Below are 22915 nucleotides of genomic sequence, written 5' to 3' on the forward strand. Positions count from 1 at the left end.
CTCAGTCTGCCGTACGGGCTGTCCGCGGTGCGTGCGGGGGACCTGTGAAGCTCCGGTAAAGGGCCTCGTACGCTGCGGGCATGAACGAGCCAGCCGTCCTTCTGCGGCGCATCCGGGTGTGGTTGATCTTCTTCATCGTGTGCCTCGTGCTGAGCGGGCTCACCGCCTTCCCGCTCGTCACCGAGCTCAACTGGCTCGCCGACGTACTGAAGTCGTCACCGCTGTCCGACGCGATGCCCGGGTTCACGGAGTGGATCGAGCGGTGCCGGGAGGGGCTCGTCGCCACCGAGGCGAAGTACCCGTTCATCCTGTACGGGACGGACTGGCTGGCCTACGCCCACCTGGTGATCGCGGTGGCGTTCCACGGGCCCTACCGCGATCCGGTGCGGAACATCTGGGTGATCGAGTTCGGGATGATCGCCTGCGCCGGGATCATCCCGCTCGCCCTGGTCTGCGGGCCGATCCGGGGAATCCCCTTCGGCTGGTCGCTGATCGACATGGCCTTCGGGGTGTTCGGGGTGATCCCGCTGGCGGTCGTGCGCCGGAAGATCAAGCAGTTGGAGGCGCTGACGGCACCGGTTACGGTCCCGGGGCGGGCGCTCGCCCCGCGCTGAAGGCGGGAGCGGCGGCCGAAGCCGGCGCGGCGGCCGCTGCCCCGCCGGGTGCTCAGCCGCGCTTGACCGCCACCGCGCCGAACTGGGCCACCGAGGGGTCCGTACCGCGCCACCGGGCACAGGACACGATGCCGGGGTCAAGGATCTCCAACCCGTCGAGGAACGCGGCGAATTCGGCTCCCGTGCGGGTGCGGATCGGCGGGGTGGCGTTCTCGTTCCAGAAGGCCATCGCGGCCTCGTTGCCCTCGCCGCCCAGCTCCAGGGTGGGGTGGGTGAGCGCGAGGTGGCTGCCCGGCGGGAGGGCGTCGAGCAGGGTGCGTACGATCGACCGCGCCTCGGCCGTGTCCGCCACGAAGTTGAGGATGCCCAGCATCATCACGGCGACCGGGCGGTCCAGGTCCAGGGTCTCGGCGGCCGCTTCGAGGAGCTTCTCCGGGTCGCGGACGTCCGCGTCGACGTAGGCGGTGGCGCCTTCGGGCGTACTCGTCAGGAGGGCGCGGGCGTGGGCGAGGACCACCGGGTCGTTGTCCGCGTACACGATGCGGGAGGCGGGGGCGGCGCGCTGGGCGACCTCGTGGGTGTTGTCGGCGGTGGGCAGGCCCGTACCGATGTCGAGGAACTGGCGCAGGCCCGCGGTCCCGGCCAGGTGCTCGACCGCGCGGCCCAGGAAGCGGCGGTCGGCGCGGGCGACGTCGCGGATGGAGGGGTAGAGGAAGGTCACCTGGTCGCCCACGGTGGCGTCGACCGGGTAGTGGTCCTTGCCGCCCAGCCAGTAGTTCCAGACGCGGGCGCTGTGGGCGATGTCGGTGCGTATGTCGGCGGGCATGCGGCGCGTTCTCCTCCGGCGCGGGGGGTGGTGGGACGCCATCATGCCGGACGCGTCAACCGAGGTGCCCGGTGCGGTACTTGGTGATGGTGCGGGAGAGGAGGTCGAGGCGGTTGGTGATGATAGCGTCGGCGCCCGCGGCCAGCACGCGGCGCATGCTGCCCGCCGTGTCCGGGGTCCAGGCGGAGACCAGCAGGCCGCCTTGGTGGGCCCGGTCCACCAGCGCCCGGTCGATCAGCGGGAAGCGGTAGTTCAGCCAGCGGGGGGTGAGCGCGGCGATCACCTCGGGGCGGGGCGGGGCGCTGCTCGCCCAGGACAGGGCGAGCTCCGCGTGCGGGTCGGCGGCGCGGACCCGGAGCATGGCCGCCGGACCGCCGCAGTAGTACGTGCGCTCGCCCGCGCCCGCCTCGTGGACGACGCCCACCACCTTCCGTACGGCATCGGTGTACGCACCCGGCAGGTCGAGCAGCAGGCGCCGGGCGCCGACCGCGAGGATCGCCTCACGCAGGGTCGGCACCCCGTGACCGGTCAGCTCGTCGAGCTCGGCCTTCGTCAGGTCGACGAGCCAGCGGTCGTGGCCCCAGAGCCGCTCCAGCTTCTCGTCGTGGAGGAGGACGGGGACGCCGTCACGGGTCAGGCGCACGTCCACCTCCACCGCGTCCGCGCCCAGCTCCAGGGCGGAACGGATCGAGGCGAGGGTGTTCTCGCGGAAGCGGTACGGGTCGCCGCGGTGGCCCACGGAGAGGACGGTGTCGCGGTCGGTGCTCATGGGGCCATTGTTGGGGAAGGGGCGGCCGCGCGCTCGCTCAGCGGGCGGCCGCCCGTTCGCGGTCAGCGGCGGGCGAGCCAGTCGCTGGTGTACGCGTCGATCTCGGCACTGAGCCTCACCTTGCCGGACTCGTCCAGGAAGGACGCCCGCACCGCGTTCTTCGCCAGCTCCGCCACGCCCCGCTCGTCCAGGTCCAGCAGACGGGCGGCGACGACGTACTCGTTGTTCAGGTCCGAGCCGAACATCGGCGGGTCGTCGCTGTTGATCGTGACCAGGCAGCCCGCGGCGACCATCTCCTTGATCGGGTGCTCGTCGAGGGTGGCGACGGCGCGGGTCGCGATGTTGGACGTCGGGCAGACCTCCAGCGGGATCTGCCGCTCGGCCAGGTGCGCGAGCAGCTTCGGGTCCTGGGTGGCGCTGGTGCCGTGGCCGATGCGCTCGGCGCGCAGGTCGGTCAGGGCGTCCCAGATGGTCTCGGGGCCGGTGGTCTCGCCCGCGTGCGGGACGGAGTGCAGGCCGGCCTCGATCGCCCTGTCGAAGTACGGCTTGAACTGGGGGCGGGGCACGCCGATCTCCGGACCGCCGAGGCCGAAGGAGACCAGGCCCTCGGGGCGGTGCTCCAGGGCGAGCCGTACGGTCTCCTCCGCCGACTCCAGGCCCGCCTCGCCGGGGATGTCGAAGCACCAGCGCAGCACGACGCCGAGTTCGGACTCGGCGGCCTTGCGGGCGTCCTCGATGGCCTCCATGAAGGCCGCCTCGGGGATGCCGCGGCGGGTCGAGCTGAAGGGGGTCACCGTCAGTTCGGCGTACCGGATGTTCTGGCGGGCCATGTCGCGGGCCACCTCGTAGGTGAGGTGGCGCACGTCCTCGGGGGTGCGGATCACGTCGACGACGGCGAGGTAGACCTCGATGAAGTGCGCGAAGTCGGTGAAGGTGAAGAACTCGCGGAGCGCCTCGGGGTCGGCGGGGACCTTGGAGTCCGGGTGCCGGGCTGCCAGGTCGGCGACGATCCGGGGGGAGGCGGAACCGACGTGATGGACGTGCAGCTCTGCCTTGGGCAGGCCCGCGACGAAGGGGCGCAGGTCTGACATCGGTTCCTCCTGGTGCGGTGCGGTGCGGTGCGGTGCGGGTGCCCGGACCGGGCGCGTACCGGCAGGTACGGGCGGGTGGCGGGCGGATGCGGGGTGGTTCGGGATCATCGTAGGCGGGGCACTGGGCCATGTGAGGTACGCCGTAGCATGACCGGGAACCGCCGATGGGGGAGAGCCATGTCAGACAGCACGCCGCAGCCGAACGGGACGGGACCGTCGGGTGCGCCGGACCCATGGGCGCCGCCGGAGGAATCCGCGAACCGGGTGCCGCTGGAGAAGCCGGGGGCGGGCGGTGCGTACGCGAACCCCGTGCACGATCAGCCGACCGTGACGTCGATGCCGGGGGCCGGGGCGGACGGGATGCCGGGGGCGCCGACGGTCCCGGGCGTTCCCGGGGCTCCCAGTGCTCCCGGTGCTCCGGCGGCGTACGGGTATCCGCCGGCTCCGGGGGCGTCTCCGGGGGAGTACGGATACCCGCCTGCCTACCCGTCGGGGAGCGCGCCCGGCGGGGCGGGGCCGGGGTACCCCGGTTATCCCGGATACCCGGGGTACCCCGGGCCCGGCGGGTGGACGGGTGCCGCCCAGCCGCAGAACGGGTTCGGGATCGCGGCGATGGTGCTCGGGATCCTGTCCCTCTGCCTCTTCTGCGTGCACCTCGGTGTGGTCCTGGGCCCGCTCGCGCTGATCTTCGGGATCCTGGGGCGCAAGAAGGCGGCGCGGGGCGAGGCGACGAACCCGGGGATGGCGCTGGCGGGGATCATCACGGGGTCGATAGGGATCGCCGTCGCGGCGGCGTTCCTCGGGTTCGTCGTCTGGAGCATCGTCGCGCAGCGGTAGTGGTGGTGGGCCGGGGGCTCGCTGCGTTGAGCGGCCGGTACGGGGGTTTGGGCGGGGCGGTGCCGGGGTGGGCCGGGAGCGGGAGGGGCCGCCCCCTTGCCCGTCCGTTCCGCCCTCGGGGGCGGCCCCGCCGCCCAAGGGGGCTGGAGCGACGGGCGCGGGGACGGCTGCCCGGAGGGCATGCCGCCGGGGGCGCGGGGAACTGCGCGACCAGCCATGACGCGCCCGCACGGAACAACGGCTGAGCCGCCGCGCACCCGAGCACAACGGGACCCGCACCGCCCCGCACGGGACCCGGCCCACCCCGCACGGAACTCGCGCCGCCCCACCCGGAACCCGCGCCGCCCCGCACGGGACCCGGCCCGAGGCCGTTCTCAGCCGGCCAGTGCGCTGCGCACGTCCATCAGGGCGAAGCCCAGGAGGTTCTGGCCGGGCCAGGCGGCCGGGGTGTCGGCGCGGGGGTCGTCCGCGGCCAGCCCGATGCCCCAGACGCGGTCGAGGGGGCTGGCCTCCACCAGTACCCGCGAGCCCGTGCCGAGCAAGTACGCGCCCAGTTCCGAATGCCGGGTGAACTTGTGGAGGTTGCCCGCGACGACGATGTCGTAGCGCGCGGCGGCCCAGGCCGGTTCGGAGAAGCCGCGGACCAGTCGGCCCGCCTTCTTCGCCTCGGCGGGAGAAGCAGCCGAGAGCACCGCCCGCTCCGCCTCCGCGTCGCCGAAGAGCTCCGCCTTGCGGGCCATCATCCAGTGCTCGGCCGTGGCGTAGAGCGTCCCGTCCACCGTGAACGGCGACGGCCACCACTGGCTGAATATGCTCGGCCCCAGCGTCCCGTCCGGTCGCGGACGGTGACCCCAGAAGTGCAGGAACTTCACCCGCTCGCCCCCGCTGACCTGCGCCGCAAGCTCCTCGATCTTCCCCATGCATGCGAGTCTGGCATCCGCCACTGACACTCCGTACGGAATTTCCGCGCCAACTCGACACACGGTCGACCGAATCCGTCGCGTAACCAAAAGGCAACAACGGAATCACTTGTTGGTGGCGAACTGCTCTGTCAGGATCGGCAATCAAATCAAGCTGGAGCTACGCCGACCCCCGTATGACGGGGTGAACGGCGGAGGAGAGCGTCATGGGCAACCGCTTCCAGGTGCAGGACCGCTTCGCAGGCGGCGCACAGTACATCGGCGGGCAGTTGCGTCCCGGTACCTCGGGTCGTACTCACACGGTCGTGAACCCCGCCACGGGTGAGGGGGTCCTCACCTACGAACTGGCCGGAAGAGACGACGTGGACGCGGCGGTGGCAGCCGCCAAGGCGGCCTTCCCCGGCTGGTCGGGGGCCACCCCGGGCGAGCGTTCCGACGCCCTGCACAGGTTCGCCGCCGTGCTCGCCGAGCAGGCCGAGGACTTCGCATACGCCGAGTCGCTCCAGTGCGGCAAGCCGATCAAACTGTCGCGGGAGTTCGACGTACCGGGGACCGTCGACAACGTCGCGTTCTTCGCGGGCGCCGCCCGTCATCTGGAGGGCAGGTCCGCCGGTGAGTACGACGGCGACCACACCTCCTACGTCCGGCGCGAGGCGATCGGCGTCGTCGGGTCCATCGCGCCTTGGAACTACCCGCTCCAGATGGCCGCCTGGAAGATCCTCCCGGCCGTCGCCGCGGGCAACACCGTCGTGCTGAAGCCCGCCGAGCTGACCCCGTTCACCTCGATCATGTTCGCGCAGGCCGCCACGGAGGCCGGGCTGCCGGACGGTGTCATCAACATCGTCACCGGTGCGGGCAAGGACGCCGGCGAGCACCTCGTCGGTCACCCCGATGTCGCCATGACCTCCTTCACCGGCTCCACTCCCGTCGGCAAGCGCGTCGCGGAGATCGCCACCTCGACGGTCAAGCGGCTGCACCTGGAGCTGGGCGGCAAGGCCCCGTTCCTCGTGTTCGACGACGCCGACCTCGAAGCGGCGGTCAACGGCGCGGTCGCCGGCGCGCTCATCAACACCGGGCAGGACTGCACCGCCGCCACCCGGGCGTACGTACAGCGTCCGCTGTACGACGCGTTCGTGGCCGGTGTCGCGGAGCTCATGGAGTCCGTACGGCTCGGGGACCCGTTCGAGGAGAGCACCGACCTCGGCCCGCTCATCAGCTTCGCCCAGCGGGACAGGGTCGCCGCCGTCGTCGACCGGGCACGTTCGTACGCCCGCGTCGTGACCGGCGGCGAGGCCCCGCGGGGAGACCTCGAGGACGGCGCGTACTACCGCCCGACCCTGATCGCCGACGCCGCCCAGGACAGCGAGGTCGTCCAGGACGAGATCTTCGGCCCGGTGCTCGTGGTGCTGCCGTTCGACAGCGACGACGAGGGCGTCGCGCTGGCGAACGACACCCCGTACGGGCTGGCCGCGTCGGCCTGGACCCGGGACGTGTTCCGGGCGAACCGCGCCACCCGCGAGATCAAGGCGGGCTGTGTGTGGGTCAACGACCACATTCCGATCCTCAGCGAGATGCCGCACGGCGGATACAAGGCCAGCGGCTTCGGCAAGGACATGTCGGTGTACTCCTTCGAGGAGTACACGCAGGTCAAGCACGTCATGTTCGACAACACCGCGGTCGCCCGCAAGGACTGGCACCGCACGATCTTCGGGGACCGATAAAGAGTCCGCTCGACCAGCGGCAACCCACCCGAAAGGGCAATTGCGCATGGAGCAGTTCCAGCACGGGTCACCCTCCGCGGCAAGCGGCACCGGCGGCAGCGGCCGCGGCAGTCACCGCGGCGACGCGGTGGAGAGGGCCATGCGGCGCAGCATCACGAGCGGCCGCGGCGCACTCACCCGCCGTTCGCTGCTGCGCGCCGCGGGCGGCGGCGCCCTCGCCCTCGGCGGCATCGGGGCGCTCGGCGCCTGCGGCATTCCGGCCGCGGGCGGCAAGGACAGGACGGCCGGGGTCTCGGACGACTTCTCGGCCGGGGAGAAGCGGGTCGTCTTCTCCAACTGGACCGAGTACATGGACGTCGGCGAGGACGACAAGGGATATCCGTCCCTCGCGGCCTTCACGCAGCGCACCGGGATATCCGTCAAGTACACGGCGGACATCAACGACAACAACGAGTTCTTCGGCAAGATCCAGCAGCAACTGCACAACGGCCAGGACATCGGCCGCGACCTCATCTGCGTCACCGACTGGCTCGCCGCCCGGCTGATCCGGCTGGGCTGGGTGCAGAAGCTCGACCCCACGCACCTGCCGCACGCCTACGCCAATCTCGCCGCCCAGTTCCGCAACCCCTCCTGGGACCCGGGCCGCGCCCACTCGTACCCCTGGACCGGCATCGCCACGGTCATCGCGTACAACGAGAAGGCCACCGACGGGCGCAAGGTCGAGTCGATCTCGCAACTGCTCGACGATCCCCGGCTCAAGGGGAAGGTCGGCTTCCTGTCCGAGATGCGCGACACCATGGGGATGACGCTGCTGGACATGGGCAAGGACCCCGCGAAGTTCACGGACGACGACTACGACGCGGCCGTCGCCCGGCTCCAGAAGGGCGTCGACAGCAAGCAGATCCGCCGCTTCACCGGCAACGACTACACCTCCGACCTGGAGAAGGGCGACCTGGCGGCCTGTGTCGCCTGGGCCGGTGACGTCGTACAGCTCCAGGCGGACAACCCGTCGGTGAAGTTCGCGATCCCGCGGGCCGGCTACATCTCCTCCTCGGACAACCTGCTGGTCCCGGCGAAGGCCCGGCACAAGACCAACGCCGAGAAGCTGATCGACTACTACTACGAGCCCGGCCCCGCGGCCCGGCTCGCCGCGTACATCAACTACGTCTGCCCCGTCGAGGGCGTCCGCGAGGAACTCGCCAAGCTGGACGAGGCGCTGGCGGACTCCACGCTGATCCTCCCCGACAAGGAGATGGCGGCCAAGGCGCACTCCTTCCGCACGCTCAGCGAGGCGGAGGAGAAGACGTACGAGGAGAAGTTCGCCAAGCTCATCGGCGCGTAACCGCGTCGAAGAGGCCCGCGCCACCCGGTGCCCGCACGTGTCACCACGTGCGGGCGGCCCCCCCACGCCCCCCTGCCGCACCCCGACTCCCCCCTGGGACCGCAACCGATGACTCAGAAGACCGAAGGCGGCGACGTCCGCCTCGCCGGGATCAGCAAGACCTACGGCTCCTTCACCGCCGTGCACCCGCTCGACCTGACCGTCCCGCAGGGCTCCTTCTTCGCCCTGCTCGGCGCGTCCGGCTGCGGCAAGACGACGACGCTGCGCATGATCGCCGGCCTGGAGGACCCCTCCACCGGCACCGTCCGCCTCGGCGACCGGGACGTCACGCACCTGCCGCCGTACAAGCGCCCGGTGAACACCGTCTTCCAGAGCTACGCGCTCTTCCCGCACCTCGACATCAGCGAGAACGTCGCCTTCGGGCTGCGCCGGCGCGGCATCAAGTCCGTGAAGAAGCAGGTCGACGAGATGCTGGAGCTGGTCCAGCTCGGCCAGTTCGCCAAGCGCAAGCCGCACCAGCTCTCCGGCGGCCAGCAGCAGCGCGTCGCCGTCGCCCGCGCCCTGATCAACCACCCGCAGGTGCTGCTCCTCGACGAGCCGCTGGGTGCCCTGGACCTCAAGCTGCGCCGTCAGATGCAGCTGGAGCTCAAGCGCATCCAGACCGAGGTCGGCATCACCTTCGTGCACGTCACCCACGACCAGGAGGAGGCCATGACGATGGCCGACCAGGTCGCGGTGATGAACGGCGGCCGGGTCGAGCAGCTCGGCGCCCCCGCCGACCTGTACGAGAACCCGCGGACCACCTTCGTCGCCAACTTCCTCGGCACCTCCAACCTCATCGCGGCCCAGGTCGCCGCCGCGAGCGCCGACGTCATCACCGTGACCTGCGGCGATGCCAAGATCAAGATCCCGGCCGCGCGATGTCGGGCCCAGACCTCCACCGGCGACAAGCTGCTGGTGGGCGTGCGCCCGGAGAAGGTGTCGATCACCCACGCCGACGCCGCGGCCTCGATCCCCGCCGGGCGCAACCGCATCACCGGCCGGATCGCCGCCTCCAGCTTCATCGGCGTCTCCACCCAGTACATCGTGGACAGCCCCTCCTGCGCCGACTTCGACGTGTACGTCCAGAACGTCGAGCGCGACTCCCGCCTCGCCCCCGGCGCCGAGGTCGTCCTGCACTGGAACCCGGACCACACCTTCGGCCTCGACGGGGACCAGGCCATCGACGCGGGCGTGCAGTCGGTGGAGGACGCCTCGTGACCGTCACCGAAGCGCCCCCCGCCGCGACGGAGCCCCCCGTCCACAAGCCCTCGACGCGCAAGCGCCTCGTCCCGTACTGGCTGCTGCTCCCCGGCATCCTGTGGCTGCTGGTCTTCTTCGCGCTGCCGCTGGTCTACCAGGGCTCCACCTCCGTCCAGGAGGGCTCGCTGGAGGCCGGGTTCAAGGTCACCTGGCACTTCCGGACATATCTGGACGCGGCTGCCGAGTACTGGCCGCAGTTCGTCCGCTCGCTGCTCTACGCGGGCACCGCGACCGTCCTGTGCCTGCTGCTCGGGTACCCGCTCGCGTACCTCATCGCCTTCAAGGCGGGGCGCTGGCGCAACCTGGTCCTGGTGCTGGTCATCGCGCCGTTCTTCACCAGCTTCCTGATCCGCACGCTGGCCTGGAAGACGATCCTCGCCGACGGCGGTCCGGTCGTCGACGTGCTCAACACCCTGCACGTCCTGGACGTGACGAGCTGGCTGGGCTGGACCGAGGGAGGGCGCCTGCTGGCCACGCCGCTGGCGGTCGTCTGCGGTCTGACGTACAACTTCCTGCCCTTCATGATCCTGCCGCTCTACACCTCGCTGGAGCGCATCGACGGCCGCCTGCACGAGGCGGCGGGCGACCTGTACGCGACCCCGGCGACGACCTTCCGGAAGGTGACCTTCCCGCTGTCCATGCCGGGTGTCGTCTCCGGGACGCTGCTCACCTTCATCCCGGCGGCCGGCGACTACGTCAACGCCGAGCTGCTCGGCTCGACCGACACCAAGATGGTCGGCTCGGTCATCCAGTCGCAGTTCCTGCGGGTCCTGGACTATCCGACGGCCGCCGCGCTGTCCTTCATCCTCATGGCGATCGTGCTGGTCATGGTCACCGTCTACATGCGCAAGTCCGGGACGGAGGACCTCGTCTGATGCAGGCTCTCAAGTGGCTCCGCCGCAACCTCGTGGTCATCGCGGGTCTGCTGACCCTCGCGTACATGATCCTGCCGAACGTCGTCGTGATGGTGTTCTCGTTCAACAAGCCGAACGGGCGCTTCAACTACGCCTGGCAGCAGTTCTCCACGGACGCCTGGCAGGACCCCTGCGGCGTCGCCGACCTGTGCGGATCGCTCGCGCTGTCGCTCCAGCTCGGCTTCTGGGCGATGCTCGGCGCGACCGTCCTCGGCACGATGATCGCCTTCGCGCTGGTCCGCTACCGCTTCCGGGCGCGCGGCGCGATCAACTCGCTGATCTTCCTGCCGATGGCGATGCCCGAGGTCGTCATGGCCGCCTCGCTGCTGACCCTCTTCCTCAACATGGGCGCGCCGCTGGGCTTCTGGACCGTGCTCATCGCGCACGTCATGTTCTGCCTCAGCTTCGTCGTGACCGCCGTCAAGGCCCGCGTCATGTCGATGGACCCGAGGCTGGAGGAGGCCGCCCGCGACCTGTACGCGGGTCCCGTCCAGACCTTCCTGCGGGTCACCCTGCCGATCGCCGCCCCCGGCATCGCGGCGGGCGCGCTGCTGGCCTTCTCGCTGTCGTTCGACGACTTCATCATCACGAACTTCAACGCCGGCTCGACGGTCACCTTCCCGATGTTCGTCTGGGGCTCCGCGCAGCGCGGCACACCCGTACAAATTAACGTCATTGGTACAGCCATGTTCGTCATCGCTGTGCTGGTGGTCCTCGGCGGCCAGTTCCTCGCGAGCCGCCGGAAGAACAGCGCATCACCCAAGTAGTTCCTCTTCAGGAGCTTGAAGGAGTTGGAAACCATGGCCCCGGTCGCCATGCGTAGTGCCGCACGATCCCTTTCCGGCGCGAAGCCGCTGTCGTTCTGGCTGGACGACCCGGCCAGGCCCGCCCCCGAGCCGTCCCTCACCGGGGACGAGCGCTGCGACCTGCTGGTCGTCGGCGGCGGCTACAGCGGACTGTGGACCGCGCTGATCGCCAAGGAGCGCGACCCGCAGCGCGACGTCGTCCTCATCGAGGCGAACGAGGTGGGCTGGGCCGCCTCCGGGCGCAACGGCGGATTCTGCGCCGCCTCCCTCACCCACGGTCTCGGCAACGGCATCGCCCGCTGGCCCGAGGAGATCAAGAAGCTCGAAGAGCTCGGCGAGAAGAATCTCGACGCCATCGAGGAGGCCGTGCGGAAGTACCGCATCGACTGCGCCTTCGAGCGCACCGGCGAGATCGACGTCGCCACCGAGCCGCACCAGCTCCAGGAGCTCCACGAGATGTACGAGGAGGCCGACGGGCTCGGTCTCGCCGAGCACATGGAACTCCTCGACGCCGACGCGATGCGCGCCGAAGTCGACTCGCCGACCTTCCTCGGCGGCCTGTGGGACAAGCGCGGCGTGGCCATGCTCAACCCGGCGAAGCTGGCGTGGGGCCTCAAGCGGGCGTGCCTGGACCTGGGCGTCCGCGTCTACGAGAACACCAAGGCCACCCAGCTCGCCTCGGACGGCAACGGCACCGCCGTGCGCACCCCGTACGGCCGGATCTTCGCCCGCCGGGCGGCGCTGGGCACCAACGTCTTCCCCTCGCTGGTGAAGCGGCTGCGCCACTTCACGGTCCCGGTCTACGACTACGCCCTGATGACCGAGCCGCTCACCGAGGAGCAGCTCGCCGCCGTCGGCTGGCGGAACCGGGCGGGTCTCGGCGACAGCGCCAACCAGTTCCACTACTTCCGCATTTCCGAGGACAACCGCATCCTGTGGGGCGGCTACGACGCCGTCTACCACTTCGGCGGCAGGCTCAGCGGCGAACTGGACTCCCGCCCGGAGACCTTCCTCAAGCTCGCCGAGCACTTCTTCACCTGCTTCCCGCAGTTGGAGGGCCTGCGCTTCACGCACGCCTGGGGCGGCGCGATCGACACCTGCACCCGCTTCTCGGCGTTCTTCGGCACGGCGCACGCGGGCAAGGTCGCCTACGCGGCCGGGTACACCGGCCTCGGCGTCGGCGCGACCCGCTTCGGCGCGGAGGTCATGCTCGACCTGCTCGACGGGAGGAGGACCGAGCGCACCGAACTGGAGATGGTCCGCAGCAAGCCGTTGCCGTTCCCGCCGGAGCCGATCGCCTGGGCCGGCATCGAGATCACCAAGCGTTCGATGGCGCGCTCCGACGACAACGGCGGCAGGCGCAACCTGTGGCTGAAGGCCATGGACAAGGTGGGCCTGGGCTTCGACAGCTGAGCCGTGCGCCCGCGGGGTGTGCGCCCCCGGCCGGCCCGGGGGCCCACACCTGTTCCCAGCGGTGAGCCGGCTCACTGCCGACAACCGGTGAAACCCGCGTAATGATCCGGCTCCCGCCCCTTCTCTCCTGTGTACGCACTGATCCGTGCACTGTGAAGCGAGAAGGAGGCCCACCCGCGATGGTTGGCTCGGAAGCGAAGACCGCGGTGGACTGGCTGGTCTCGGTGGCCCCGGACCCCGACGCCTGCCGGTGGGAGTGGGAGCGCAACCCCCACGGGGTCGCCCTGCTGCCGGCCGGAAGGCGCTGGGACGTCCTGATCCTCCCCGGCGAACTCGGCCACCCCACCCTGGACGTCCTGACCCGGCTGGTCGACCGCCCGGGTCCGGTGCTCGCCGACTTCGGGGACGCCCGCACCGGGTTCTTCGTCCCCGCGGGCACGGCCGCCCGCTGGCTGGGCACCGGAGTGCGGGGCGCGGGCCGCGGCACCTGGATCGTCGTCCCGTACCCCGGCCGGGTCACCGCCGCCGGGGTGCGCTGGCTGGTCGTCCCGGACGGCCGGGGCACCCTGACGGACCCGGCGGTCCTGGAACTGGCCATGCACGAGGCGGCCGGCCGCATGGTGCGGGCCCCGCGCCCCCCGGCGGACCTCAGCCCCGAGGGCCCGGGGGACGGCGACTGAGCCACGCGAGCGGCCCGAGCAGCAGCACGGCCAGGCAGCCGCTGCCCACCACGTCCAGCGGCCAGTGGTGGCCGCGCAGCACCAGCCCGGTGCCGGTCGCCGCCGTCAGCCCCACCGCGACGGGCACCGGCCATCGGGCGTGCCCGCACGCCCGCAGCAGCAGCGCCGCCCCGCCGTACGCGACGGCCGCGGTCGCCGCGTGCCCCGAGGGGAAGTACCCGGACAGCGCCGCGTCCAGGGGCGCGGGCCGGTCGATCCACGCCTTCAGCGGTACGACGACGAGCGGCACCGCCGCCATCGCCGGGAGCGCCGCCGCCGGCGCGGCACGCAGCCGCCGCCACAGCGCGTACGCCACGGCCGCCGCCAGCACCGGGAGCGCGACCTGGACGTTGCCCAGGTCCGCGAGGAACTCGGTGAGCCACCGGGGCCCGGTCCCGGCCACCGCGCGGTCGACGCGCACGTCCGCGCGCCACAGCGGGCCACGGACCACGACCTGCCAGGTGACCAGCGCGAACAGCAGCGCGGCGGAAGCGAGCGTGCGCACGAACGCCGACTGCCCCGGAGCAGGGGGGGAAGCTCCGGGGCAGTCGACCGGACCGGAGGGGCGGCCGCCCCGGGGGGTGTGGGGCGTACCGTCGTCCGATCGGTGAGGAGATCCGGAGCCAGAGGCTCCGGGGGTGTGCGCGAAGGCACGACCAGGGAGGTGCTGGGGAAGCCCTGCCCCGGACTCGCCCGCAGTCCCCTGCGGGCGGGGTGTTTCTCTCATCTGCCAGGAACCGTACGACAGGAGAGGGGGGACCGACAGCGGGAACCCGATCCCGCCATCGGCCCCCCACACGTTCTTCACAGAGGCAGTGTGCCGCAGGGGCGGATCAGATGCCCGCGAAGGCGTTCTCGATGATGTCCAGGCCCTCGTTCAGCAGGTCCTCGCCGATCACCAGCGGCGGCAGGAAGCGCAGCACGTTGCCGTAGGTGCCGCAGGTCAGAACCAGCAGGCCCTCCTGGTGGCAGGCCTTGGCGAGGGCGGCGGCAGCGGCGGCGTCCGGGGTCTTCGCGCCGTCCCGGGTGCCGGACTCGACCAGCTCGACGGCGATCATCGCGCCGCGGCCGCGGATGTCGCCGATGACGTCGTGCTTCTCGGCCATCGCGGCGAGGCGGCCCTTCATGACCTCCTCGATGCGCTTGGCCTTTCCGTTGAGGTCCAGCTCCTTCATCGTCTCGATGGCGCCCAGCGCGGCGGCGCAGGCGACCGGGTTGCCGCCGTAGGTGCCGCCGAGGCCGCCCGCGTGCGGGGCGTCCATGATCTCGGCGCGGCCCGTCACGGCGGCCAGCGGCAGGCCGCCCGCGATGCCCTTGGCGGTGGTGATGAGGTCCGGGACGACGCCCTCGTCCTCACAGGCGAACCACTGGCCGGTGCGGCAGAAGCCGGACTGGATCTCGTCGGCGACGAAGACGATGCCGTTGTCCGTGGCGAACTGCGAGATCGCCGGGAGGAAGCCCTTGGCCGGCTCGATGAAGCCGCCCTCGCCGAGGACCGGCTCGATGATGATCGCGGCGACGTTCTCCGCGCCGATCTGCTTGTTGATCATGTCGATGGCCTGGGCGGAGGCCTCGGCGCCGGCGTTCTCGGCGCCCGTCGGCCAGCGGTAGCCGTAGGCGACCGGGACGCGGTAGATCTCCGGGGCGAACGGACCGAAGCCGTGCTTGTACGGCATGTTCTTGGCGGTCAGCGCCATCGTCAGGTTGGTGCGGCCGTGGTAGCCGTGGTCGAAGACGACGACGGCCTGGCGCCTGGTGTACGCGCGGGCGATCTTCACCGCGTTCTCGACGGCCTCGGCGCCCGAGTTGAACAGCGCGGACTTCTTCGCGTGGTCGCCCGGCGTCAGCTCGGCGAGCTGCTCGCAGACCTCGACGTAGCCCTCGTACGGCGTGACCATGAAACAGGTGTGGGTGAAGTCCTGGAGCTGCGCGGACGCGCGGCGCACCACGGCCTCGGCGGACGCGCCGACCGAGGTCACGGCGATGCCGGAGCCGAAGTCGATCAGACGGTTGCCATCGACGTCCTCGACGATGCCGCCGCCGGCCCGGGTCGTGAAGACGGGAAGCACGGAGCCCACCCCACCGGCGACCGTGGCCGTGCGGCGGGCCTGGAGCTCCTGCGACTTCGGGCCGGGAATCGCGGTGACGAGGCGGCGCTCCTGCGGGACTGCGCTCATGAGGGGCTCCTGGTGGGGGTGGGGTGAATCGGACGCTTTCGGTTACTCCGCAGGCTAGGGGCGGTGCGGGGCGGAGGGCATGTTCCGTCTCGGAGAAGTACGGGGAGTGTGTTGTCCGGTACGGACATAGCGGGACCGGGGGTGCGGAAGCCCGGACGCGGGGGAACGGGCCACTAGATTGGGCCGTTGACGCACAGGCGAGCTGGTTCGTGGGGACGAGGGGCAGCACATGAACACCGGTGACAGGCACGACGCGCGCCATGCCCACGGGGGACGCGACGTCCGGTCGAGTGCGGGGGTGCCGCGACCCGCCGGTCCGCGGTCCGCCGGTCCGCGACCCGCCGATCCGCCGCCGGCGCCGGGTGGCGCGGTGCCGCCGTCGTCCCCCACGGAGGACTGGCTGGCGCAGGAGCGGCCGGAGGCGGGGCCGGGGATCTGGCGGTACGGGCACCGGGTGCGGTCGGAGCTGCCGGAGGAGGAGGTCAGCGACCGGTCCCTGCTGACGGGCGTGCTCATCTCGTTGCTCTCCGGGCTGCTGCTGTGGTCGCTGTGGCGCAACGGCCTCATTCCCTACCGGCTCGTGCCGCTGAAGCTGTTCACTCCGAACGACTGGTGGAACGTCGGTGTGAACGGCGAGCCCAGGACAGTCGAGGGGTACAAGCTCCTTGCGGTCTACAACGGCGTCGTCTGCGCGGCGATCGCGTACTGGTTCGCCCGTCTGGGGAACTGGGCGGAGGCCCTGCAGCGGTTCGTCGTCCTCCAGCCCCAGCCTCGGCGGGCCCTGGTGGCGGCGGGACTCGCCGCACTGGTCCAGTTCCTCGTCGCGGCCGGGCTGCTGCCCGCCGAGGACGCGTTGGCCGCCCTGCAGCCGAAGTCATGGCACGAGCAGGGCGACAGCGAGGCATTCGTCGTCGCCCTGGACCGGACCGTGGACGTCCTCGTGATCGTGGCCTTTCTGCTGCCGTTCGTCCGGTGGGGCGGCTGGCTGCCCCACCTGCCCCTCCTGTCGCGCAGGAAGGAGCCCGCCCCCGCCGCCCCGCCCCCGCCCGCCGAGACCCCCGCCCGCTGGCCCGAGCTGCGGGCGGCCGGGCTCGGGGAGGTCGCCGACCTGCTCACCGCCGAGATGCGGCAGGGGCGGATGAACGACCTCGACGTCGTACGGGTGCGGGCCGCCTGGGACGCCGCGGCCGACGACCCCGCCCGCCGCGAGCACTTCGCCGCCGCCGTCCTGCGCGACGGCGCCGCCGCCTTCGTCCACCCCTCCGGCGCCCGCGACCTCCCGCGCCGCACGGCCCGCCACGACCTCCTGGCCGGGCAGGTGCGGATCGGCCGGTACGCCGACGGCGAGCCCAATCCGTACCGGACGTGGGGAGCGGGCGTCGCCCTGGAGCCCGCCGTGCTCGGCACCTCGCTGCTGGCCGTCGGGCCGCCCGGCGCGGGCAAGACCCGCAGGCTCACCGCCCCCGTGGTGGAGTCCCTCGCCCTCCAGGCGCTCGCCGGGAAGTGCGCCGTCCTCGCCGTCTGCGCCGCCGGGACCCCGCTGGCCGACGACGAGGCGTACGACGTCGTGGTGCGCGTCGGCGACCCCGCCTCGGTGCACGACCTCGACCTCTACGGCGGCACCACCGACCCCGAGGCCGCCTCCGCCGTGCTCGCCGAGGCACTCGTCGGCGACCTCGACACCGTCGACACCGGGCGGGCGGCGACCGCGCTGGCCCAGCTCATCGGGCCGTACCACGCGGTGCGGGGCCGCTTCCCGGCCGTGCCCGAGCTGTACGAGCTGCTGCGGGCCGACCCCGCCGCGCTCCAGCGGCTCGCGGCCGACCTCGACGCGGCGGGGCAGAGCGGCATGCTGCGCGACCTGTCCTCGCGGGTACGCCAGATGGGCACCGCCGCCGATCCGTGCCCGGCGCTGGCCGACCGGCTGGCGCTGCTGGACCGGCCCGCGTTCGCGGACTTCTTCACCACCGACCCGGCGGCCAGGCCCTTCTCGCTGCGGGCGCTCCAGCGCCACCCGATGCGGGTGCGGGTGGAACTGCCCGAGCAGCGGTACGCGGAGGCCTCACGGCTGCTGGCGCGGCTGGTCCTGGCGCAGTTCCTGACCGCGGTGACCGCGCGCGCAGACCGTTCGCTCTTCGCCTGCCTGGTGCTGGACGACGCGACGGCCACCCTCACGCCCGACACCGTGCGCGGGATCGGGCGGCTGCGGTCGGCGAACGCGGGGGTGGTGCTCAGTCTGCGTACCGTCGACGACGTGCCCGAGGCGCTGCACGTCCCGCTGCTGGGGGCGGTCGGCTGCCACATGGCGTTCTCCGGGATCACCACCTGGGACGGGCGCCGCTTCACCGAGGCGTGGGGGACCGAGTGGGTGGAGACCACCGAGGTCGCCCAGCACACCGTGTTCGCCAACCAGCCCTTCACCCGGGCCGTGCACGCCCTGCGCAAGCTGGTCACCGGGAAGGCCGTGGTGACCAAGGCGGTCACCGTGAAGAAGGTCGAACGCGAGCGCTGGTCCGCGTCGGAGCTGGCCCGCGGGGTACCGGCGGGGCACGCGGTGCTGTCGCTGACGACGGTGGCCGGGGAGCACGCCCCGCCGTTGCTGGTGGACCTGGGGGACTGACGGCCGGTCCGCCGAAGGGGCGACGCGCGCCTTACGTACGCCCTGGCAGAATTGGCAGTGCCGTTCATACGGGACGGCACATTTCCCGTGAGAAGGTCCCGCCCTCCGATGCCGCCCACGCTCGCCTCCCTCGTCCACCACTCCGCGCTCAAACTCGTCGTGCGCGCCGGGGAGGACCGGCTGGAGACCCCGGTGCGCTGGGCGCACGTCAGCGAACTCGCCGATCCCGTCCCGTACATGGAGGGCGGCGAGCTCCTGCTGATCACCGCCATGAAGCTCGACGCCGAGAACCCCGAGGCGATGCGCCAGTACGTGCGCAGGCTCGTCGGCGCGGGCGTCGTCGGGCTCGGCTTCGCGGTCGGCGTGTCGTACGACGACATTCCGCGGGCCCTGCTGGCGGCGGCCGAGGAGGAGGGGCTCCCGCTGCTGGAGGTGCCGCGGCGCACCCCCTTCCTCGCCATCTCCAAGGCGGTCTCGGCGGCCATCGCGGCCGACCAGTACCGTGCGGTCACGGCCGGCTTCGAGGCCCAGCGGGAGCTGACCCGGGCGGCGCTGACCGGGCCCGGCGAGCTGGTGGCCCGGCTCGCCGCGCACGTCTCCGGCTGGGCCGCCGTGTACGACGCGTCCGGGGCCCTCGTCGCCGCCGCACCGGAGTGGGCGGCCAGGCGGGCCGCCCGGCTCGTCCCGGACGTCGAGCGGCTGCGGGACCGGCCGGCGCCGGCCAGCACGGTGGTCGCCGGGGCGGGCGACGGCGGCCCCGGCGAGGACCGGGTCGAACTCCAGACGCTGGGCGCCGGACGGCGGGCGCGCGGCACGCTCGCCGTCGGGACGGGCGCGCCGCTCGGCACGGCCGAGCGGTACGCGGTGCACTCGGCGATCGCCCTGCTGACGCTGACGACGGAACGGACCCGGGCGCTCCAGGCCGCCGAGACGCGGCTGGGAGCGGCGGTGCTGCGGATGCTGCTGGCGGGCGAGCCGGATCACGCGCGGGCCGTGGCGGGCGATCTGTACGGCGGCCTGCTCGACGCCCCGTTCCGCCTGCTGATCGCGGAGGCGGCGGCCGAGGGGACGGACGCGGGCGAGTCCCTCCAGGTCCTCGTCGACGCGCTGGAGGGAGCGGCGGCGCGGGCGGGCGAGGTCGTCCTCGTGGTGCCCGACGGGGAGCGCGTCGTGGTCCTGGCGGCCGACGGCGGCGAGGCGGTCGCGGCGTGTGCGGCGCACATGGCGGCGCGGCGCGGGGAGGCGGCCCGCCCGATGGAGCCCGCGGAGCAGGACGACGTGGTGGTCGGCCTGTCGGCCCCCGCCGGGCCGATCGCGGCGGCGACGGCCTTCAAGCAGGCCGAGCAGGCGCTGTCGGTGGCCCGGCGGCGGGGGCGTTCCCTCGTCGAGCACGAGGAGCTGGCGACGGGTTCGGTCCTGCCCCTGCTCGCGGACGACGCGGTACGGGCCTTCGCCGACGGGATGCTGCGGGCGCTGCGCGAGCACGACGCCACGGGCCGGGGCGATCTGGTCGCCTCGCTGCGGGCGTGGCTCTCCCGGCACGGGCAGTGGGACGCGGCGGCGGCCCAGCTCGGGGTGCACCGGCACACGCTGCGGTACCGGATGCGGCGGGTCGAGGAGATCCTCGGCCGCTCCCTGGACGACCCGGACGTCCGGATGGAGCTGTGGCTCGCCCTGAAGGCGACGTCGGGTTCGTAGGGCTCGGGAGGCGCGGCGTGGGCCGCTGTTCGTGCCGGGGCCGCGCCCCGCGCCCCCGCACGGAGCCGTCGGCCCGCCCCCGGGCGCCGTCCCGGCCCACCCGGCCCACACCATTCCGGCACCCGTCCCCTCCCCAACACTCCACCCCGGACAAACGACGCCATCCGCCCCCGCCCCTACGGTGGACCCGTAATCCACCCACTGACCCCACCTCCTCGGAAGGGCCGGACCTCGCTATGACTTCCACCCACGCCTTCTGGCTCGCCGGCCGCCAGGCTACCGGCGACGACACCTTCGACGTCACCTCCCCCTGGGACGGCCGCACCGTCGGCACCGTCAGCGTTCCGACCGACGCCCAGGTCGAGGAAGCCGTCGCCGCCGCCCACGCCGTGCGCGACAGCTTCTCCGCCACCCCCGCCCACGTCCGCGCCGCCGCCCTCACCCACGTCGCCGACCGCCTCGCCGAGCGCACCGAGGAGATCGGCCAACTGATCTCCGCCGAGAACGGCAAGCCCATCAAGTGGGCCCGCGGCGAGGTCGGCCGCGCGGTGTCCGTGTTCCGGTTCGCCGCCGAGGAGGCCCGCCGCTTCAACGGCGGCGAGGCCCAGCGCCTCGACACCGACGCCGGCGGCGTGGGACGGCTCGCCCTCACCCGGCGCTTCAACCGCGGCGTGGTCCTCGGCATCGCCCCGTTCAACTTCCCGCTGAACCTGTGCGCCCACAAGGTCGCCCCGGCCATCGCCGTCGGCGCGCCGATCATCCTCAAGCCCGCCCCGGCCACCCCGCTGTCCGCCCTGATCCTGGGCGAGCTGCTCGCCGAGACCGACCTGCCCGAGGGCTCCTGGTCGGTCCTGCCGGTCGCGAACGAGAAGATGCCCGCCCTGGTCCAGGACGAGCGGCTGCCCGTCGTGTCCTTCACGGGCTCCGAGAAGGTCGGCTACGCGATCCTCGACTCCGTCCCGCGCAAGCACTGCACCCTGGAGCTGGGCGGCAACGGCGCGGCCGTCGTCCTCGGCGACTTCTCCTCCGACGAGGACCTGGACTGGGCCGCGACCCGCATCGCGACCTTCTCCAACTACCAGGGCGGCCAGTCCTGCATCTCCGTGCAGCGCGTCATCGCGGACGCCTCCGTGTACGACCGGCTCGTCCCGAAGATCGTCGCCGCCGTCGAGGCCCAGGTCACCGGTGACCCCTCCGACGCCGCCACCGACGTCGGCCCGCTGGTCAGCGAGGACGCCGCCAAGCGCGTCGAGTCCTGGGTCGACGAGGCCGTCAAGGCCGGCGCCGAGCTGCTGACCGGCGGCACGCGCGACGGCGCCGCCTACGCGCCGACCGTCCTGGCCGCCCTCCCGGCCGACACGACCCTCTCCTGCGAGGAGGTCTTCGGCCCGGTCCTGTCGGTGCAGAAGGTCGACGGCGAGGCCGAGGCCTTCGCCGCGGTCAACTCCTCCAAGTACGGCCTCCAGGCGGGCCTGTTCACGCACGACATCCAGGCGGCCTTCCGCGGCCACCGCGCCCTGGAGGTCGGCGGCGTGATCGTCGGCGACGTGCCCTCCTACCGCGCCGACCAGATGCCGTACGGCGGCGTCAAGCAGTCCGGCGTCGGCCGCGAGGGCGTCCGGTACGCGATGGACGACTACACCTACGAGCGGGTCCTGGTCCTGACGGGCATCGACCTGTAAGGAACCCGCGGCACCACGCGAGGGAGGCCGGTGGGCAGGACGTCGACCCCGGCGCCCGGCCCGCCGGCCTCCCTCGCCGCGTGCGCGGACACGGGAAGCGGCGGCCACCGGCAACCGGCCCCGGGCTCCCGCCCCGAACATGACACGTCCGTGCCATTCCGGACGCCCCCCGTCCCCGGAACAATGCCGGCCACGGACACGCGCCGGCCCGGCCGGTCCGGGGACCGAGCGGAGGGGGCCGGGGTGTTCCACGTCGTCGACACGATGTCGCTCGCGCGCGAGGACCGGTTCGAGTGGTGGTGCCAGGAGGTCGCCCGCTCGGCCGCCCCCACCCGGATCAGCAGCGAGCACGCCGCCGACTTCGCGGGGCACGTCGGCATGCTCTCCGCCGGCCCCCTGCGGGCGACCCTGATGGCCTTCCCCACGCTGCACTCGGAGCGCACGGCGCGCCTGGTCAGGGAGTCCGACCCGGAGACGTACGAACTGGCGCTGGTCCTGAACGGAACGATGAGCGTCGCGCAGGAGCGCCGCGAGGTCCGCATGTCGGACGGCGACTTCGTCATGTGGAGCTCCTCGCTGCCCTACACCGGACTCGTCTCCGGGCAGGGGGACGGCGCCCGAGTCGCGCGGGCCGTGGTGCTGCACCTGCCCCGGACGTCCCTGCCCTTCCCCGACCACCGGGCCGCCGCGCTCCTCGCCACCGGCCTCACCGCCCGCTCCGGCGTCGGCGCCGTCCTCGACCGGCACCTGCGCGCCGTCCTCGACGAAGCCCCCCGGCTGGAGGAGGCGGCCGCCGCCGCGGTCGGCGAGACCACGCTGCACCTGGTGCGCGCCCTCCTGGCGACGCGCCTGGACCGGCAGGACCTCCTGGAACCGGAGACCCGCAGCGCGGCACTCCTGGCCCGACTGGAGGCGTTCGTCGAGCAGAACCTCGCCGACCCCGGGCTCACCCCGCAGGCCGTCGCCGCGCACCACCACATCTCCGTGCGCCAGGTGCACCAGCTCTTCCGCGCCCGCGCCGAGACCGTGTCCGCGTTCATCCGCCGCCGGCGCCTCGAACGCTGCCGCGCGGACCTCGCCGACCGGCGGCTTGACCACCTGCCGGTGCACGCCGTCGCCGCCCGCAACGGGCTCGCCGACCCCGCGGGCTTCAACCGCCTCTTCAAGCGGGAGTACGGAATGCCGCCCGCCGCGTACCGCAGGAGCCTGCCCCGCCCGCCCCGCGCGCAGCGACAAGAAAGCGTGCGCCGAAGCGCAATGACGGGGTGACGGCCGCGCGGGAGGATCGGGCACGGGGCGGAGCAGACGCGCCGGGCACCGCGGTCCGGGCGGTCCGGGACACCGGAGCGCGTGGGGGCCGGACCTTGCGGGCCCGAGCGCGACCCCCTCGGAGAACGGCACCGGAAGGCCGCACCCCGGCCTTCCGGTGCCGAGCGGTCCCCCCGGCCGCCGCACGCACCGCCG

The 22915-nt window shown here is 72.7% G+C and carries 19 protein-coding genes; 13 read left to right on the forward strand and 6 right to left on the reverse strand.

From position 1 onward, the window contains the following. Positions 1–80: 80 nt before the first annotated feature. The gene (locus tag ACIP93_RS26625) at positions 81–614 is read left to right on the forward strand and encodes a hypothetical protein (protein ID WP_401762293.1); all 534 of its coding nucleotides are present in this window, start codon (positions 81–83) and stop codon (positions 612–614) included. A gap of 52 nt (positions 615–666) precedes the next feature. On the opposite strand, the gene ACIP93_RS26630 is transcribed toward ACIP93_RS26625, so the two are convergent. The 3 genes from ACIP93_RS26630 to ACIP93_RS26640 all read right to left on the reverse strand — a co-directional run bounded on the left by ACIP93_RS26630 (position 667) and on the right by ACIP93_RS26640 (position 3300). After that, positions 667–1440, reverse strand: a complete 774-nt coding sequence (locus tag ACIP93_RS26630) for an SAM-dependent methyltransferase (RefSeq protein ID WP_401762296.1) — start codon at positions 1438–1440, stop codon at positions 667–669. Between the two features lie 55 nt (positions 1441–1495). Continuing rightward, the gene (locus ACIP93_RS26635) at positions 1496–2209 is read right to left on the reverse strand and encodes a glycerophosphodiester phosphodiesterase (protein ID WP_345220100.1); all 714 of its coding nucleotides are present in this window, start codon (positions 2207–2209) and stop codon (positions 1496–1498) included. A gap of 62 nt (positions 2210–2271) precedes the next feature. Then, positions 2272–3300, reverse strand: coding sequence for an adenosine deaminase (locus tag ACIP93_RS26640; RefSeq protein ID WP_401762299.1), 1029 nt, complete (start codon positions 3298–3300; stop codon positions 2272–2274). Between the two features lie 177 nt (positions 3301–3477). On the opposite strand from ACIP93_RS26640, the gene ACIP93_RS26645 reads away from it, so the two are divergent. Then, on the forward strand, positions 3478–4137 hold the full coding sequence (locus ACIP93_RS26645; protein WP_401762302.1) for a DUF4190 domain-containing protein: 660 nt from the start codon (positions 3478–3480) through the stop codon (positions 4135–4137). 374 nt (positions 4138–4511) lie between these two features. Here ACIP93_RS26645 and ACIP93_RS26650 read toward each other — a convergent pair whose 3' ends face one another. Then, positions 4512–5057 carry an NADAR family protein gene (locus ACIP93_RS26650; protein WP_401762304.1) on the reverse strand — a complete coding sequence of 182 codons (546 nt, stop codon included), beginning with the start codon at positions 5055–5057 and terminating at the stop codon, positions 4512–4514. 206 nt (positions 5058–5263) lie between these two features. Between ACIP93_RS26650 and ACIP93_RS26655 the strand changes: the two genes are divergently transcribed. The 7 genes from ACIP93_RS26655 to ACIP93_RS26685 all read left to right on the forward strand — a co-directional run bounded on the left by ACIP93_RS26655 (position 5264) and on the right by ACIP93_RS26685 (position 13235). Beyond that, positions 5264–6778 (forward strand): gamma-aminobutyraldehyde dehydrogenase, encoded by a 1515-nt coding sequence (locus ACIP93_RS26655; protein ID WP_401762307.1) that lies wholly within the window; start codon positions 5264–5266, stop codon positions 6776–6778. A 139-nt stretch (positions 6779–6917) separates the two neighbouring features. Further along, positions 6918–8120: a PotD/PotF family extracellular solute-binding protein gene (locus tag ACIP93_RS26660; protein WP_401762310.1), complete on the forward strand. Its 1203-nt coding sequence runs from the start codon at positions 6918–6920 to the stop codon at positions 8118–8120. A 108-nt stretch (positions 8121–8228) separates the two neighbouring features. Next, positions 8229–9380: an ABC transporter ATP-binding protein gene (locus tag ACIP93_RS26665; RefSeq protein ID WP_345220105.1), complete on the forward strand. Its 1152-nt coding sequence runs from the start codon at positions 8229–8231 to the stop codon at positions 9378–9380. Then, a complete protein-coding gene (locus ACIP93_RS26670; protein ID WP_345220106.1) occupies positions 9377–10297 on the forward strand; it encodes an ABC transporter permease in 921 nt (306 codons plus the stop codon). Before ACIP93_RS26665 ends, ACIP93_RS26670 begins: the two co-directional genes overlap by 4 nt. After that, entirely contained in the window at positions 10297–11103 is an 807-nt protein-coding gene (locus ACIP93_RS26675) for an ABC transporter permease (RefSeq protein ID WP_345220107.1), read from the forward strand. The genes ACIP93_RS26670 and ACIP93_RS26675 overlap by 1 nt, the downstream gene beginning before the upstream one ends. A 33-nt stretch (positions 11104–11136) precedes the next feature. After that, positions 11137–12555: an NAD(P)/FAD-dependent oxidoreductase gene (locus tag ACIP93_RS26680; protein ID WP_401762313.1), complete on the forward strand. Its 1419-nt coding sequence runs from the start codon at positions 11137–11139 to the stop codon at positions 12553–12555. A 179-nt stretch (positions 12556–12734) separates the two neighbouring features. Continuing rightward, on the forward strand, positions 12735–13235 hold the full coding sequence (locus ACIP93_RS26685; protein ID WP_401762316.1) for a hypothetical protein: 501 nt from the start codon (positions 12735–12737) through the stop codon (positions 13233–13235). Here the strand turns inward: ACIP93_RS26685 and ACIP93_RS26690 are convergent. Together ACIP93_RS26690 and gabT are read right to left on the reverse strand one after the other, a co-directional pair. Further along, positions 13204–13779 carry a phosphatase PAP2 family protein gene (locus tag ACIP93_RS26690; RefSeq protein WP_401762319.1) on the reverse strand — a complete coding sequence of 192 codons (576 nt, stop codon included), beginning with the start codon at positions 13777–13779 and terminating at the stop codon, positions 13204–13206. The genes ACIP93_RS26685 and ACIP93_RS26690 overlap by 32 nt on opposite strands. Positions 13780–14107: 328 nt before the next feature. Beyond that, on the reverse strand, positions 14108–15451 hold the full coding sequence (gabT, locus tag ACIP93_RS26695; protein WP_345220111.1) for a 4-aminobutyrate--2-oxoglutarate transaminase: 1344 nt from the start codon (positions 15449–15451) through the stop codon (positions 14108–14110). Positions 15452–15680: 229 nt separating this feature from the next. Here gabT and ACIP93_RS26700 point away from each other — a divergent pair, with 229 nt between their 5' ends. From ACIP93_RS26700 to ACIP93_RS26715, 4 genes are all read left to right on the forward strand, one after another. Continuing rightward, positions 15681–18071, forward strand: coding sequence for an ATP/GTP-binding protein (locus ACIP93_RS26700; RefSeq protein ID WP_401762322.1), 2391 nt, complete (start codon positions 15681–15683; stop codon positions 18069–18071). A gap of 108 nt (positions 18072–18179) precedes the next feature. Then, positions 18180–19769 (forward strand): PucR family transcriptional regulator, encoded by a 1590-nt coding sequence (locus tag ACIP93_RS26705; RefSeq protein ID WP_401762325.1) that lies wholly within the window; start codon positions 18180–18182, stop codon positions 19767–19769. A gap of 236 nt (positions 19770–20005) precedes the next feature. Next, a complete protein-coding gene (locus tag ACIP93_RS26710) occupies positions 20006–21451 on the forward strand; it encodes an aldehyde dehydrogenase family protein (RefSeq protein ID WP_345220114.1) in 1446 nt (481 codons plus the stop codon). Positions 21452–21694: 243 nt separating this feature from the next. Continuing rightward, on the forward strand, positions 21695–22720 hold the full coding sequence (locus ACIP93_RS26715; protein ID WP_345220115.1) for a helix-turn-helix domain-containing protein: 1026 nt from the start codon (positions 21695–21697) through the stop codon (positions 22718–22720). The last annotated feature ends 195 nt before the right edge of the window (positions 22721–22915 follow it).

It is taken from the genome of Streptomyces sp. NPDC088745, from assembly GCF_044751045.1.
GTDB classification, from domain to species: domain Bacteria; phylum Actinomycetota; class Actinomycetes; order Streptomycetales; family Streptomycetaceae; genus Streptomyces; species Streptomyces cremeus.